We start from the raw sequence: 15,953 nt of genomic DNA, 5'->3' as shown, positions 1-15,953 counted from the left end.
ATGCAAATTATTATATATAATACCTGTTTTTTTCTCATGATTTCTGAATAGTTTAATTAGACATCTAAAGTCGATAAAATTAATTATGAATCAGATTTTGTTGTCAATTTTTTGACAAAATTTTTATGTTCTGAAGAATTTAATCCCTCCTGTAAAATAGCTGATACTTGAGCTAAATCTCCTGTAAGTAAAGCTGCTATATCTAACCATAATCCAGGAAAAGACTCACTACAAATAATACCTTTTTCATTTGGTTGAAGTTGAATATATTTGCCTTCTCTTAACCGAAACCAATCAAATTCTCCATCATAAATTCGCCAAACTAAATATTCTTGAACTTGATTACGTCGATAAACTTTTAATTTATCATGTAAATCAATAGAAGCGGTACTAGCTGATATTTCTACTATTAATTCTGGCGCACCTTCTACATAGTCATCTTTACTAATTATAGATTTTCCATTGTCAGTAATTCTGAGTAAAGCATCGGGTTGAGGTTCATTGTCAGCATCAAGACGTACTGTGCAATTATCTCCTACTGTTACCCCTGGTGTAGCTGACCAATATATTCCTAACCAAGTCATAATCAGAGCATGGGGTTTTCCATGTTGGTTAAATCTTACGGGTGATCCTATATAAACAATTCCTTCAATTAATTCTGCTTTTTTAATATGAGGCATTTGTTCATAACGCTCTTCAAATTCAAAGCGCGTTAGTCGGTCTCCATTTTCTAAGATTGGAATTGTTTTTTGAGGTTTTAATATTGTTTGAGACATAGTAATTTCAGTTAAGGGAAGGTAATAGGAAATAGGGAATGGTTGCAAGTGTTAATTATTTAAAACATGATATTTGATATTACTTCTAAATTCGGTTTTGCATAAATGCGGGATGATTTTAATAGTTTTGTGGAATAGGCATCTTGCCTGTTCCTGAATATTTGTGGAATAGGCATCTTGCCTGTTCCGACTTAATATTCATTCCCAAATTTCAGCAACGCCCTGAATTCTGATTTTTGTTGGGTTTCCTAACGTCAACCCAATCTACAATCTTAATTATTTAAAACATGATATTTGATATTAATTCTGACTCCTGACTCCTGACTCCTTTTGATAATTTTTGCTGGGTTTCCTAACGTCAACCCAACCTACAATATTAATTATTTAAAACATGATATTTGATATTAATTCTGACTCCTGATTTTTGTTGGGTTTCCTAACGTCAACCCAACCTACAATGTTAATTATTTAAAACATGATATTTGATATTAATTCTGACTCCTGACTCCTGACTCCTTTTGATAATTTTTGCTGGGTTTCCTAACGTCAACCCAACCTAAAATGTTAATTATTTAAAACATGATATTTGATATTAATTCTGACTCCTGACTCCTGACTCCTTTTGATAATTTTTGCTGGGTTTCCTAACGTCAACCCAACCTACAATGTTAATTATTTAAAACATGATATTTGATATTAATTCTGATTCCTGACTCCTGACTCCTGACTCCTAATATCAATGTGCAACACTAATACCATTAGAATTAAACTGTGCTATCCAGAATTCTATATCGGGGTCTGCCATTTTCGCTTTTACTGCTGCCTCAACTTCCTCTGCTTGAGATTGAGATTCTGTTAAAGCAAACATAGTCGGTCCTGACCCTGACATCATAGCACCTAATACATTCTCGGAGGCAAAAGCTTCTCTTAATTTTAATAATTGGGGATATTCTGGTAAAGCAACCTTTTCTAGATCGTTATGTAATAGCTTGCCAATTTCTGTGTGGTTGTGGTGAGCGATCGCTGATACCATTGGTCCAGAATGTACTTTTTGCCTACTATTTTCCTGACTTTCTGTATCGGTAATATAAGTATCACCGAATTCTTGACGGTAAGTTTTGTACGCCCAAGGTGTAGAAATAGAGAGATTTTTGTATTTAGCTAAAACCACATAAAGGCGGTCTAAATTTGGCAGTGGGGAAAGCACTTCACCTCGCCCAGTTGCTAATGCAGTTGCTCCACTGATACAAAAAGGAACGTCTGAACCTAACTGCGCTCCCAACTCTTGTAACTCGCTGTGAGTTAAACCAAGTTCCCACATTAAATCTAAACCAACTAATACTGCTGCTGCATTTGTGGAACCTCCTGCTAACCCTGCTGCCACAGGAATATGTTTATGGATAGTAATGTCAATGCCACCGTATCGAGCAAATACATCTGGAAATTGTTTGCTCATCAAAGAAGCGGCGCGGTAAGCAATATTACCTGCATCTGGAGGAACTAAAGGATGGTCGCATCGTACCACAATAGTCTCAATTCCGATGGAGCGAATATCTATTTTGTCTGCCAGACTAATGCTTTGCAAGACCATTGCTAATTCGTGATAACCATCTGGGCGATCGCCGATAATTTCCAGATAGAGATTGATTTTGGCAGGAGCAGTTAATGAGTAAGAGCGCATTTTAGGTAGTATTAGATAGTTTGATTATTTTAGTTTATCTCAGTATGGTCTAAAAATGTGGGTAAAACCTAACCCCCCAACCCCCTTCCCTGGGAGGGAAGGGGGAGAAATACTCCCCTCTCCTTGCAGGAGAGGGGTTGGGGGAGAGGTCTTAATTTATGAAACTTATCGACAAAATCAATCTAGACACGCTAGTAGGTTGGGTTGAGCGGTAGTGAAACCCAACAAAACCTTTCTGGTGTTATATCATGTCTAGATAATTAGTGATAAAAAAGTTTTTGTTTGTAGTTGGACTAGAGCAAAACTACAAGCTTTAATTATAACTATTCAACCGAACATGATATTACAGCAAATTCCAAGTATATGAAATACAAACCTTAACAATTAAATCTTTGCAGTGCGGGCATCTTGCCCGCGATGGGTGTATCTCAGAAAGATGGAATCTGCTGTATATATTATCTGAGTTTTTGTTGTCGCAACCAAGTATCTACCCAACTTGCATCATTTTCTGATAATTTCGGTACTGGTTGTTGCTCGTAATCTATTTTTAAATCGTAACCACCAACATCATAAATAGTAGTTAATAACGTTTGTAAATCTATCATTATTTCTGTATCTTCTGGACGTAATGGTAAAGGAAATTCAGGAATTTTATCTGGGATATTGAAGGTATATAAATCTGCTTTTGGTCGTTGCTTTTTCCGACTAACTAAAATTCGATAATGACTTTTAACTTTTTTATTTAAAATAGGCATTCGTTTACCATTACGGAGTAAATCTATTTCGATAAAATTAGTCGAACTGGCTAAAACTGTTTCTCGTTTTTTCAGATAAATTTCCCTACCTTTTCGAGTTTTTTTATTGCTAGGAGATAATATTTCTATGGCAGTTACAATTTCCTTGGTTGCTACTTCTTGAATTTCCAAATATCCTTCACGAATCGTTATAGGTATTGGCAGAGTTACTGTTTTTGGTTGTGTGGAAGGTGCTGCGACTGCAACTTGAGATTCTGTAGAATTTGAGTTGTTGATTTGGCTTTTTTTTGACAGCACTGAAACATCAGGAAGACCTACAAGTAGAGATTTTGGATGGTTAATTTCATACATTCTGACTTCTACAGAAACAAAATATTTAGGGCGCAGTTGGGGAGATAAGAATTGGGCAATATTGCTGATTAAAAATAAATGTACTCCCGGCCATAAATCGGGATGTTCTAAATATGGGTCCATACCAGGAAATGCAGATGGCATTAATTTTACTCCTTTTTTATTGTTAGTTTTGACGGCTCAAGCACTATGGAAAGTATAGTTCATTTTTAGTCGATGTCGTCACAAATATCACGGTCTTCTTCTGTTACGTTGGGGTTATTTTTCAAATAGTCACGCACCCAGTCACAACTATGCTGGAGTAAGTCATCAATGTTAAAATTCCAGAGTTTGACTGTGCCATCATCACTTAATGTTACCATCAAGTTGCTGCGAGGACTAAAAGCCACATATTCTACCTGATGATTATGTTCTCGGAGGATATGTAGTGGAGTGCCATCGGGTTTCCAGAGTCTAACTGTTTTGTCTTGACTAGCAGTTGCAATTAAGCTCCCATTATAGTTGAAGGCAACACCAAGGACTGTGCCACTATGACCAAAAAGAGTATTTAATGGAAAACCATCACTGCCCCAGAGTTGAACTTTCTTGTCAATACTTCCTGAAGCAATTAAATTTCCGTTGGGACTAACAGCAAGGTCATAAACCCATTTTCCATGCTTCTCATTATTATTGATAAGTGTGCCATCAGTTTTCCAAATTTTAAGTTTTCTGTCTGCACCTGTAGTAGCAATGAAGTCTCTATCTTCTCTAGGGATAAAAGCGATTGCAAGAACTTGAAGCCCATGTCCGGGTAAAATCTGTACCAGTTCACCATTAGGTCTCCAAAGATCAACTTTATTGTTATGACTTGCTGCAATTAAGTCGCTATTCGCATTAAAGGCAACACTATAGACTGGATGTTGATAATTTGCCAATACGCGAATTAGATTGCCGTTTGGTTCCCAGAGTTTTACTTTACCATCATTACTTCCAGTAACAATCATGTCTCCATTAATACTAAAAGCAATACTCAGGATATTATCATCCTGCTTGATCGTAGTTCTAGAAAAGTCTTCAGTTGTCAGAATTTTAAATGTTTGGTCATAACATCCTAAAGCAATTAATTTCTCATTAGGACTGAATGCAGCACGTCTACAATTTCCAGGAATAGTATCTCGGAGAGTATTGCGTTTCCAGAATTTGACAGTCCCGTCATCGCTAGCTGAGGCAATTAACTCTCCCTTCGGACTAAAGGTAAAGCTATTTATTGGAGAAGTATGTCCTTCTAATGTATCTACAAAAGTACCATCTAGTTTCGACAGTCTAATTGTGTTATCACGACTAGCAGTAGCGATCATTTCTCCATCGGGACTAAAGATTATACTGCTAATCTCGTCACTATGTCCTCTGAAAGTCGTCACCAAAGTACCATCTAATTTCCAAATTTGAACAGTGTTATTATCCGTTACTGTGGCCATTAAGGGTTGTTTGTGATTAAAAGTAACATGATCAACTTTTTTTAGCACCTGTGATATTGTTTGTGCAGGACTACCATTTATATCCCAGAGTTTGGCTATTTTGTTATCACCAATAGTAGCAATTAAGTCTCCTTTGGGACTAAATATGACTGTATTAACTCTGTCATTATGCTCGGATAAAGTATTGAGTAACTTGCCCTCAGTTGTCCAGAGTTTCACTGTATTATCATCACTAGCAGTAGCAATCATCTCTCCCTTTGGATTAAATACAATTGTATTAACTTTGTCACTATGCTCGAATAAAGTATTGAGCAGCTTGCCCTCAGTTGTCCAGAGTTTCACTGTGTTGTCATCACTAGCAGTAGCGATCATATCTCCCTTCGGACTAAATACAACTGTATTAACTTTGTCACTATCCCCAGATAAAGCATTGAGAAACTTACCCTTAGTTGTCCAGAGTTTTGCTGTTTTGTTATCACTAATAGTAGCAATCACATTTCCCGTGGGACTGAATGAGAAATCATTAATCGGAATCCGATTATCAGAGATGATGGTTACTAACTGACCATCGCGTCCCCAAAGCTTAACAACTTTCTCTTCACTTATTGTAGCAATTAAGTCTTCTTTAGGACTAAACGCTACATTTTTAACTGCACCCAAATGTTCTAAGGTATTGTGTTCTTTGAACCCTTGCCAATACACCATCTGTCGCAGCATATCTATACCTTGAATTCGAGTATCAAGTTTTAGTAATTTTACCCGGTCACTTTTTAATTCTTTTACTATTTGTATTCCCTCAAGCATTATATCCAGACTTTGAGTTGAAGCAAACCTAGCTCTCAAATTAGCAATCTCAACTCTCATCTCTGCATTTTTCTCACCTATCTCTGCTCGTCGCCACTGCCATCCAGCTACTCCAACGGCTATCACAGCCATTGTCAAACCACCAGAAAGCCATTGAATAGCACGTCGCTGGAGCTTAACTTTCTCTTTTTGTTGTCTTTCCTTTTCTTCCTCTTCCCGATCGCGCAACTCCAAACTCAACCGAATAAAAACCCGCTCCTCCCGACTCAACTCCGACAACCGCTCCTGCTGCCATTTCTCCGCCTCCGCCAAAACCAACCCCCGCAACAACGCCCCATTATCCTTATCCTTATCCTCCCATTCTGCCAACCTACCCTTCAACTTTTCCTGCCAAACCCGAAACTCCCGACTCACCGCCATCCATCCCCGCAACATTCCCCATTCTCTTATCAACGCCTCATGGATAACCTCCACCGTTTCCTCACCAGTTTCATCCCTACCTGTCACCACCAACCGAGCATCAGCTAACCGCCTCACCAGATCCCAATTATCTGCCCCCACATCAGCACGAGTCGCCACCTTGCGAGTATCTTCAGTTCCCATCCCTGGTTGCACCAACTGAATAAACACCCGTTCCGCCATTTCCCTATCTGCCTCACTCAACTTTTCATAAATATCATCCGCATAACTCGCCAACGCCTTCTCAACCCCTCCCACTTCCTCATAACCTTCGTGAGTAAGCTGACTATTACTTTGCTTACCCCACAAACGCTCTAGAGCAAACTCCAACAAAGGCAAATTACCAGGCGATCGCTCCACATCCTTTAATATCCGTTCAGTCAACCCCGCCTCCAACCGCACCCCCAACTTTTGCGCAGGCATTTCAATAACCGATCGCAACTCCTGACTATTCATCGGTCCCAAAAAATAAGTCACATTCCTATTACTCTTACTCCCTCCTTCCCTCTTACCCACCCCTTTCAAAGGGGGGTTGGGGGGGATCGTTTTCTTGCTCCCCCCTTTCAAAGGGGGGTTGGGGGGGATCGTTTTCTTACTCCCCCCCTCCCAAGTCACACTCTTCTTACCCCCCCCTTTCAAAGGGGGGTTGGGGGGGATTCCCTGCAAAGCATCCGCCAACGAACGATCGGACAAAGCAGACCCCAAAAAATCAGCCCGCAGAGTAATAACCAAAGTCAAGTCTGGAATATTTGCCACTGCATTAAGCAACCTTTCCAAAAATAATACACGCTTTTCCTTGTCAGTACAAAGAGTGTAAATTTCTTCAAATTGATCCGCCACCAACAACAAACGACTACCTGGATGTTTCTCCAAAATAGAAGATAACCAAGTTGATAGGGTTGACTCTTTTGACTCCAAAATGCTAGAAAGTTGCAACGCTTCAATATCTTGTCCGGTTTCCTGCTTTCCTGGTTGTTTTAAACGAATCAAAACACGAGCCAATTCATCAAAAGGATGAGCTTTTGGGCGAAACTGTTCAATTTGCCAATTCCCCTGAGAGCGCAACTTAGGAACCAACCCCGCAAACACCACTGAAGACTTACCACTACCAGAAGGCCCAATAACCGCCACAAATTGTTGTCGTGCCACTGCTGCCACAAGCTGCTCGGCGATCGCTTCCCGTCCAAAAAAGTATTCTGCATCACCTTCCCCGAAAGCAAACAAACCTTTGTAGGGACAACCAGCAATTAACCGCTCCTCCAACTGAGGCCATGCTTTCATCAATATATTAGTCGGAATAATAAACGCCGCCTTAGCATCAGGTCGTTGTTTGTCCGCAGCAACGGCCATTCCTACGACACCCTCCAAAGATTCGTCCCAAACCGGAGTACCACTAAAACCTTCCTGCAAGGCATAACCAGTGTTGTCAATATCCTCTAATTGGACCCAACCATTAGCAGTACCACTCCTTAACACGCCATTGGCCCAGACACCATATTCTTTGTCCATAGGAAACCCAAAAGCACGAAAATTATGACCCCAATATTCCTCAGAAGTCATCAACCGCACTGGGGAAATATTATTAGGAATAGTCGTTAATTCCAAAACAGCAATATCTTCTAAAGCTACCTGTGGGTTAACAGGCAACCAGAAAATTATTTTAGCTGTCAGAAATTTCCCTGGTGCAACTTGGGGAAAATCTAATTTAACCTCTGTTGTTGGCATTTCAGCAGTATTACCATTGATTCCTAATGCCAAAGCTACCACATGAGCGCAAGTCATAACTTGATTTTCAGATACTAAAAAACCCGCTCCTTTGACTTGGTTTGACTGAAAATAAATTCTGACAATAGAGCGCTCAAAATCAAGTATTTTAGTCATTATTTATTATGCCATTTTAGAGTAATTTCATAGTTAACTTCTGCCTCTCCAGAAGCAATAATTGCACCCATTTCAGCACTTAATTTAATCCCAAATTTTACCTCTACTTCATCAGCAGGTTCATTCATACTTCTGACTTTTTTAATAATAGAATTAGCCACAGGTTTAATTTTTTCCATAGCCGAATCCAAGCTTTTATTAGCCTTGTGAATGACATTATCTGTTACGCCAATACGCTCATTAACTGGTTTAGGAGGTGCATCTACTTCTATAAGAATAGAGTCACCATCTTCTAGGGGAAATTCTACAATTTGCTTCATAATAATTGGTTGAAATTTTTTATTTACAGCAATGCATGAGGATGGTGAGGTATAATTTAAGATTAATCTCTATCTTTGTAACACAGGCTTCTAGCCTGTAACAACCTGGAAGGTTGTGTTACCAAAATTACTAAATGAAACTTTGTACCTCACGCGCCTCCGAAATTGCTGTAATTTTATCGTAACTTAAGGTAACATTGATACAGCGTATCCCAAATTAACGTAGTATTGTAAAGTTTTATTAATTTTATAGAAAAACATAGGAAAACAACTAAAAATATCTTAGACTGAGAAAGGATTGCAGAACAGCTCGTTAAATGTTTACAGGAGGGATAATACAGTTAGTAGAACGTACTATTATTAAAAAAAATCATCTGGTGTCAAATACAATCAGTCATGTCAATGTACGTTTAAATACCGATAAGAAAAGTAGTCCCAAACGCTTTTAGCAATGGGATAGAGGGTGTTGTAGTTCACCCCGTTAAGGTAACACTTAATTAAACTAAGTCAAGGAATATTTTTCTATAGATTTAGTAACTATAATTAGTAGTAATCAGGACTTACGCAGAACCACTATACATAGTAAGGGCGAATGCCATTCGCCCCTACAGGTGGTCTATAATTTCGTATTTTGCGTAAGTCCTAGTAATATAATCATCCGTATATCCGTGGCAAAATCCTTGTAGTGCTATCCGTGGCAAAAATCTTTGTCGTGCCATCCCTGCCAAAAATCCTGGTCATACTTTTACTGAATTAATTATGTTACTAGAACTTGCGATTGGTGATGCTTACGGCGCCGGTTTTGAATATGCAGATATTGAGTTAATTAAACAACACAATAATCTATTTAATTATGTGAAGCACCCCCGCCATAAACTTATTCCAGGTTCCTATACAGACGACACTCAAATGAGTATTGCTATTGCCGAAATGATAATTTCTAAGGAACCTTGGACGCGAGAAAATTTAGCCGATAAATTTGTCGAAGCTTTTAAAAGAGACGAACGAGAAGGATATTCTCGTAGATTTTATGACTTTTTAAAACAAGTGAAAAGTGGGAAACAATTTTTAGCAGAAATAACCTGGACAAGTGACAAAAGTGGTGCTGCAATGCGAGCTGCTCCCATTGGTATTTTTCCTACTATTAAAGAAGTCAAAGAAAAAGCAACTATTCAAGCAGCTATTACTCATAATACTTCCGACGGAATTGATGCAGCGATCGCCTCAGCATTAATGAGTCATTATTGTATTTACAACTTAGGAAAAAAAAGCCAATTAGGAAAATTTATTGAAACTCATGTACCAGGAAAATCTTGGTCAGAACCCTGGGAGCAAAAAGTAGGTTCTAAAGGTTGGATGAGCGTTAGAGCTGCTATTACTGCGGTGCAAAGAAATGACAAAATGAGCAGCTTATTGATAGATTGTATTAATTTTACAGGAGACGTAGATACAGTGGCAACTATAGCTTTAGCTGCCGGTTCCTGTAGTCAAGAAATAGTTCAAGATTTACCAGAAAATCTCGAACTATTATTAGAAAATGGTAAGTATGGGCGAGATTATTTAATAGTTCTAGATCGACAACTTATGGCTATGAAAACTTGAAGGAAAGGTAAATTTTATTGTTCACATCCTGCTGATGTTTCACTTGAGCGACAACGTAGTATTCGCTATCACAACTTTTTTTAATCTAAAGAATAACTACAGTTAATACTAATTACCAGAAGTAATGCTATACATCAGCTATACTTCAACAGTCAAATAGACATTGGCGTGAAAATCAAAAATCAAATCAATTCCGATCCAGAAATTATCAATAATTCCCCTCCTGGGAGGGGTTAGGGGTGGGTTCCCTGTTCCCTGTTCCTTGTTCCCTCTTCCCTCTTTCAAGACAATTATTTAGTTGCTTAGTAATTATTATTCCTACTTTTAACCTCTCCCCCCACCTCCCACACTCCCTGGAGGGGAGAGGTTAGAGGTGGGTACGAACCCAATCAAATGTAGCAAGATTTCTGAGATTTTGTATGAGGGGAGTGTTGCCACTCCTTACCTCAACTTCAAAAATCCCTAAGAATTAGTTCTTTTTATGATTTAGTAGCGACCACCACCACCGCCTCTGCGGTTGTAACCTCCACCAGCGGGCTTTCTATCTTCACGAGGCTTTGCCTTGTTAACTTTTATATCACGACCCATCCATTCTGCACCATCAAGTGCTTCAATAGCAGCAGTTTCTTCGTCCTCTGTACTCATTTCTACAAAGCCAAAGCCACGGGGACGCCCAGTTTCACGGTCAGTTGGTAACTGAACCCGCTTGACAGTACCATAGTCCTTAAAAACTTCCGTAAGGTCTTCTTCTGTAACTTGGTAGGATAAGTTACCTACATATATCGACATAGATTTTCTCCCAAATTTAGAGATGTGTAGAGATTCAGACTTCGGAGAAAAGCTTGCCAATAACGACAGGCAAAGTAACCATCTATATGAACAAACATTACAACCGAACTTATTCTCATTGTCAGGTTATATGATAGCACAATACATACCAAATATTCAGAGACTTTTTGAAAAAAATCAAATATAAATTTCAAATATAATAATAATGGCACTATGGCAATAATTTAGGATATTTTATAGATGCTTAAACTTAGCTAGGGATTATATCATATCGGGTTGAATAATTATACTTTGGAGGAAGTAAAGTAGAAGGCAGAAGGAAAGAAAAGGTACTTACTGGAGAAAGTTTTTTTTATCACTGATTATCCAAACACGATCTGGACTTACGCAGAAACCAGGTTTATGAACTAAATTTTGTAATTTAAACAACAAATATCGGGGTAATAAACCCGGTTTTTTGGTTTGTTTGTGTAAGTCCTGACAATATTATTTGTGACTTCTAACTTCTAATAGTTACTAAATCTATAGAAAAATATTCCTTGACTTAGTTTTAATTAAGTGTTACCTTAACGGGGTGAACTACAACACCCTCTATCCCATTGCTAAAAGCGTTTGGGACTACTTTTCTTATCGGTATTTAAACGAACATTGACATGACTCTTTGTATTTGACACCAGATTATTTTTTTTAATGATAGTACGTTCTACTAACTGTATTATCCCTCCTGTAAACATTTAACGAGCTGTTCTGCAATCCTTTCTCAGTCTAAGATATTTTTAGTTGTTTTCCTATGTTTTTCTATAAAATTAATAAAACTTTACAATACCAATTCACTTTAAAAATGTCACAAATAGTTTCAAAATTTAGATGTGAAATAATTTCCTGAAACTACTGTAGCGTAAAAGTTATGAGTCTATAAAATCATAATGCATGACTTTTGAATTTTGAATTCCGTGAAACGGTATAATTTCCTGCCTTCTGACTTTTGACTTCATAAAAATTCCCGAACAATGAACAATGGTTAAATCTATAAAACTTATAGAAGCATTAACCATTGAACATTGATCGGGATTAACCACCTAGAGATAAGCTCCTCAAAAAACTGAGACTAAGCTTACCTAAGCTAGGTCTAAATCTTAAAGTTGCTTGACCTCAGAAACCAATTTAGCAACCATATCTTTAGCACTGCCAAACAGCATCATAGTTTTGTCCTTGTAAAACAAATCATTGTCCACACCAGCAAAACCAGTGCTGAGACCGCGCTTAATCACAATAGTATGCTTTGCTTTATCTACATCTAGAATGGGCATCCCATAAATTGGACTATTTTGGTCCGCACGAGCTGCCGGATTCACCACATCATTAGCCCCAATTACCAAGGCCACATCTGCTTGGTCAAATTGAGGATTAATGTCATCCATATCATATAACTGAGGATAAGGGACATTTGCTTCTGCTAATAATACGTTCATGTGTCCAGGCATCCGGCCAGCAACTGGGTGAATAGCATACTTAACTTCAACACCCAATCCTTCCAACTGATCTGTCAACTCCCGGACAGAATGTTGAGCTTGAGCAACGGCCATACCATAACCAGGCACAATTACCACAGAGCGGGCATAACCTAACATCATTGCACCCTCTTCAGGGTCAATACTACGAACGGCCTTATCAGTTTTGCCACCAGCAGCAGCACCAGCTCCGCCACCTTCACCAGTACCAAATGCAGCAAATAGTACATTAGTTAAGGAACGGTTCATACCCTTACACATGATAACTGTGAGGATAATACCAGAAGCACCAACCAATGCACCAGCGATGATTAACATATTGTTCATCACCACAAAACCAGCAGCACTAGCAGCTAATCCAGAGAATGAGTTCAATAAAGAAATCACCACTGGCATATCACCGCCACCAATGGGGATGACAAACATTACACCTAATACGAGAGACACACCTACCAATGCTAAAAACACTGGTAAGTTGAATGGTGTGACGCATAGATAAACACTGCCAACAATAAACCCACCAAATAAGAGAGCATTAACAGGTTGCTGTAATGGGAAAGTGATGGGGGAACCAGTCATAACTCCTTGCAATTTAGCAAAAGCAATTAAGGAACCTGTAAAAGTTATGCCACCAATTAATACGCCCAATAATGCTGTGATAGTAGTAGGTAATGGGGGAGACTGAGCAACAGCCAAAAAGCGCCAAAACTCACCTACTGCAACCATTGCGGAAGCAGCACCACCTAAACCGTTGAATAAACCAACCATTTGAGGCATGGCAGTCATTTCTACTTTGTAGGCACCGATCGCTCCAATAATTGAACCGATAACAATTCCGATGAGAATCATCTCATAGTTCAAAACTTCTTTCTCGAATAGGGTTGCCACAATAGCAATTAACATCCCTACTGATGCTAACAAATTACCATTCCGAGCTGTAGCTGGAGAACCCAACTTTTTCAGCCCCACGAAAAATAGAGATACTGCTACTAGGTAGCTTAACTGGATTCCGGTTGGTATAAAGTCAGTCATTTCATTTATCAGTTATCAGTTATCAGTTATCAGTACCTCATGGAATAGAGAGGCTTGAAATACTGAAGTTTATTTTCTCTTGTCAATTGAATATGGTTAGGGAAGCCATCCATCCCTCTTTTGGAAGCTTGAGACCTTATTTTTTGGTCATTATGCAGCTTCCTTCTTCTTGAACATTTGCAACATCCGGTCTGTTACTAAAAAGCCACCCACTACGTTAATGGTGGCAAAAACGACAGCAATTAAACCTAAAATTACTGTAACATTCCAATCTTTGTCACCAGCAATAATTAGTGCGCCCAAAACTGCAATTCCTGAGATGGCATTTGCTCCAGACATCAGGGGAGTGTGCAGAGTTGGTGGCACTTTATTAATAACTTCAAATCCGGCAAATGATGCCAAGACGAATACAAATAAAGCTGCAATTAATGTTTCGCTCATAGTCTTTTTACACTGAATTGTTGACTTTTATAGCGCTACGCGCTAGGGAACAGGGAACAGGGAACAGCAGACTTTTAAAAGCTTTTCCTGCGGAATGCTGCGCAAACAGGATTGAGAAATGTCCTCACCTTAATGCGTAGTGCTATACAGGGTACTAGCAAGGCTTAAAATTGCTTTCTCAACAATCAAAAAATGTTTTTGCTGACTGCTGACTGCTGACTGCTAACTGCTAACTGCTAATTAACCACCAACAGTAACACCTAAAGCATCTTTTACTCTTTGATTGCGAATTTCACCAGCATGGGCAACACAAGCACCAGCAATGATGTCATCCTCAAAATCGAGATTTAGCTCTCCATCTTTAATCATCAACTTGAGTAAAGCAGAAATATTTTTAGCATATAATTCACTTGCGTGAACTGGCATAGTTGCTGGTAAATTTACAGGACCAATAATAGTTACGCCATTCCACTGTACATCTTTGCCAGCTTCAGTACATTCACAGTTACCACCCTGTGCTGCTGCCATATCAACTATGACTGCTCCTGGTTTCATTTGGTCTACCATTTCCTTAGTTACTAGCAATGGTGCTTTTTTACCAGGAACTTGAGCAGTAGTAATTACAATATCTGAAGCAGCAACGTGCTGTGTGAGAACTTCACGAGTATGTTGTTTAGCTTGCTCGGAAAGTTCTTTCGCGTAACCACCCTCAGCAACAGTATCTTCTTGGAGAGTTACATCTACAAATTTTGCTCCCAAACTTTGCACTTGCTCTTTAACTTCTGGACGAATATCAAATGCTTCTACTATCGCACCGAGACGACGAGCAGTAGCGATCGCCTGTAAACCAGCAACTCCTGCTCCCATAACTAAGACTTTTGCAGGTTTAATAGTACCTGCTGCTGTAGTTAACATGGGGAAAAACTTAGGTAAAGCAGCAGATGCCAGCAAAACAGCTTTATATCCACCAATATTAGCTTGGGAAGATAAAGCATCCATAACTTGCGCCCTACTGGTACGAGGGATCAGTTCCATACTGAATGCTGTTACTTTCTTGTCAGCTAAACGCTTTACAAGAGCAGGGTTTCCTAGAGGATCGAGGAAACTAATAACAACACTACCCTCTCGTAATTTATCAATTTCTGATTCTTGTAGTACCCCAATTTTTAGAAGTACCTCAGTTTCACCCCACAAGGTGTCACTATCAGAAATTATCTTGGCTCCAGCTTGTTCGTAAGCTCCATCAAAGAAGAAAGATTTTTCTCCTGCACCTGTTTCTACGTGTATTTCTAGCCCCTGTTTTACTAATCGTGCTATGACATCAGGAACTAAAGCTACACGAGATTCATTGACCAAAGTTTCCTTAGCTACTGCTATTCTCATAAATTCTCCTTCCTTGTTTACTAAAGTTTGATTTCCTTACCAGGGAACCCTACCTAAAATTAATGGGCCTGAGTTAGCTAGCTATTTTATGATTGTTCTACTACTTAGTTCTTATCTAGAATTATCAGGGTGATCTCTTGATGCGGGTTACTATCTTTAACTTGTCTTATGAATTGAATGTAGCCATTAAGAAATTATGAAGAGAATAATAACTGGAAGCACAGAATAATTATAGAATCCGGGTCAAAAACCAGTCAAAATTCAAAATTAAAAAGTCAAAACTCAAAAGCCAGAAAAATTAAGAGTATAGTGATTCAAGTCTGTTTTGATGGCAAGTAGCAAATACGATACCTATATAACCGGATTTCATAATTTAAGAAATAGGGAATCTTCAGTAAAAAACTTGAATAATACTATTTTGAAAAAAGAATTTTACGAAAAATAAGGGCGATCGTACATATTTTTGAATTTTGAATTTTGAATTCTGCTATAACCGGATTTCATAATTAAGAAATAGGGAATCTTAAGTAAAAAACTTGAATAATACTATTTTGAAAAAAGAATTTTACGAAAAATAAGGGCGATTGTACATAGCTTTTAATTTTTAATTTCTAATTTCTAATTTTGAATTCTGCAAAGCCTTACTAATAATGCATAATGCATGAATTTTGAATTCCCCGTAGCGGCACTAGCGGTATATATAAAATCTTG

At 38.5% G+C, this 15,953-nt stretch carries 11 protein-coding genes; 1 reads left to right on the top strand and 10 read right to left on the bottom strand.

The genetic code is table 11. The features are described 5' to 3' along the window. Positions 1–83: 83 nt before the first annotated feature. The 5 genes from F6K40_RS10465 to F6K40_RS10445 form a co-directional block, all read right to left on the bottom strand. On the bottom strand, positions 84–776 hold the full coding sequence (locus tag F6K40_RS10465) for a Uma2 family endonuclease (RefSeq protein WP_293135141.1): 693 nt from the start codon (positions 774–776) through the stop codon (positions 84–86). A gap of 736 nt (positions 777–1,512) precedes the next feature. After that, on the bottom strand, positions 1,513–2,457 hold the full coding sequence (gene ispE / locus F6K40_RS10460) for a 4-(cytidine 5'-diphospho)-2-C-methyl-D-erythritol kinase (RefSeq protein ID WP_293135138.1): 945 nt from the start codon (positions 2,455–2,457) through the stop codon (positions 1,513–1,515). A 455-nt stretch (positions 2,458–2,912) separates the two neighbouring features. Continuing rightward, the gene (locus tag F6K40_RS10455) at positions 2,913–3,707 is read right to left on the bottom strand and encodes a DUF4058 family protein (RefSeq protein WP_293135135.1); all 795 of its coding nucleotides are present in this window, start codon (positions 3,705–3,707) and stop codon (positions 2,913–2,915) included. Between the two features lie 65 nt (positions 3,708–3,772). Further along, a complete protein-coding gene (locus F6K40_RS10450) occupies positions 3,773–8,164 on the bottom strand; it encodes an nSTAND1 domain-containing NTPase (RefSeq protein WP_293135132.1) in 4,392 nt (1,463 codons plus the stop codon). Then, positions 8,164–8,484, bottom strand: a complete 321-nt coding sequence (locus F6K40_RS10445; RefSeq protein WP_293135129.1) for a CU044_2847 family protein — start codon at positions 8,482–8,484, stop codon at positions 8,164–8,166. The genes F6K40_RS10450 and F6K40_RS10445 overlap by 1 nt, the downstream gene beginning before the upstream one ends. Positions 8,485–9,243: 759 nt before the next feature. Here F6K40_RS10445 and F6K40_RS10440 point away from each other — a divergent pair. Continuing rightward, positions 9,244–10,086 carry an ADP-ribosylglycohydrolase family protein gene (locus F6K40_RS10440; protein WP_293135126.1) on the top strand — a complete coding sequence of 281 codons (843 nt, stop codon included), beginning with the start codon at positions 9,244–9,246 and terminating at the stop codon, positions 10,084–10,086. A 486-nt stretch (positions 10,087–10,572) separates the two neighbouring features. On the opposite strand, the gene F6K40_RS10435 is transcribed toward F6K40_RS10440, so the two are convergent. The 5 genes from F6K40_RS10435 to F6K40_RS10415 form a co-directional block, all read right to left on the bottom strand. Beyond that, positions 10,573–10,875, bottom strand: coding sequence for an RNA recognition motif domain-containing protein (locus F6K40_RS10435; protein WP_293135123.1), 303 nt, complete (start codon positions 10,873–10,875; stop codon positions 10,573–10,575). Continuing rightward, positions 10,860–11,087 carry a hypothetical protein gene (locus F6K40_RS10430; RefSeq protein ID WP_293135120.1) on the bottom strand — a complete coding sequence of 76 codons (228 nt, stop codon included), beginning with the start codon at positions 11,085–11,087 and terminating at the stop codon, positions 10,860–10,862. Before F6K40_RS10430 ends, F6K40_RS10435 begins: the two co-directional genes overlap by 16 nt. Before the next feature lie 924 nt (positions 11,088–12,011). After that, the gene (locus tag F6K40_RS10425; protein ID WP_293135117.1) at positions 12,012–13,418 is read right to left on the bottom strand and encodes an NAD(P)(+) transhydrogenase (Re/Si-specific) subunit beta; all 1,407 of its coding nucleotides are present in this window, start codon (positions 13,416–13,418) and stop codon (positions 12,012–12,014) included. Between the two features lie 150 nt (positions 13,419–13,568). Continuing rightward, a complete protein-coding gene (locus tag F6K40_RS10420; RefSeq protein WP_094678584.1) occupies positions 13,569–13,859 on the bottom strand; it encodes an NAD(P) transhydrogenase subunit alpha part 2 in 291 nt (96 codons plus the stop codon). 240 nt (positions 13,860–14,099) lie between these two features. Further along, positions 14,100–15,242, bottom strand: coding sequence for a Re/Si-specific NAD(P)(+) transhydrogenase subunit alpha (locus tag F6K40_RS10415; protein ID WP_293135114.1), 1,143 nt, complete (start codon positions 15,240–15,242; stop codon positions 14,100–14,102). Positions 15,243–15,953: the final 711 nt, after the last annotated feature.

Origin of the sequence: Okeania sp. SIO3I5, from assembly GCF_010672085.1 — a bacterium.
Lineage (GTDB): Bacteria > Cyanobacteriota > Cyanobacteriia > Cyanobacteriales > Microcoleaceae > Trichodesmium.
Note: the sequence above shows the minus strand (reverse complement) of the source record. Positions and strands in the feature narration are given on the sequence as shown.

Coding starts and splice junctions, on each gene's coding strand:
- F6K40_RS10435 (WP_293135123.1), bottom strand. CDS start 10,875: ATGTCGATATATGTAGGTAACTTATCCTACCAAGTTACAGAAGAAGAC.
- F6K40_RS10415 (WP_293135114.1), bottom strand. CDS start 15,242: ATGAGAATAGCAGTAGCTAAGGAAACTTTGGTCAATGAATCTCGTGTA.
- F6K40_RS10420 (WP_094678584.1), bottom strand. CDS start 13,859: ATGAGCGAAACATTAATTGCAGCTTTATTTGTATTCGTCTTGGCATCA.
- ispE (WP_293135138.1), bottom strand. CDS start 2,457: ATGCGCTCTTACTCATTAACTGCTCCTGCCAAAATCAATCTCTATCTG.
- F6K40_RS10445 (WP_293135129.1), bottom strand. CDS start 8,484: ATGAAGCAAATTGTAGAATTTCCCCTAGAAGATGGTGACTCTATTCTT.
- F6K40_RS10425 (WP_293135117.1), bottom strand. CDS start 13,418: ATGACTGACTTTATACCAACCGGAATCCAGTTAAGCTACCTAGTAGCA.
- F6K40_RS10450 (WP_293135132.1), bottom strand. CDS start 8,164: ATGACTAAAATACTTGATTTTGAGCGCTCTATTGTCAGAATTTATTTT.
- F6K40_RS10465 (WP_293135141.1), bottom strand. CDS start 776: ATGTCTCAAACAATATTAAAACCTCAAAAAACAATTCCAATCTTAGAA.
- F6K40_RS10440 (WP_293135126.1), top strand. CDS start 9,244: ATGTTACTAGAACTTGCGATTGGTGATGCTTACGGCGCCGGTTTTGAA.
- F6K40_RS10455 (WP_293135135.1), bottom strand. CDS start 3,707: ATGCCATCTGCATTTCCTGGTATGGACCCATATTTAGAACATCCCGAT.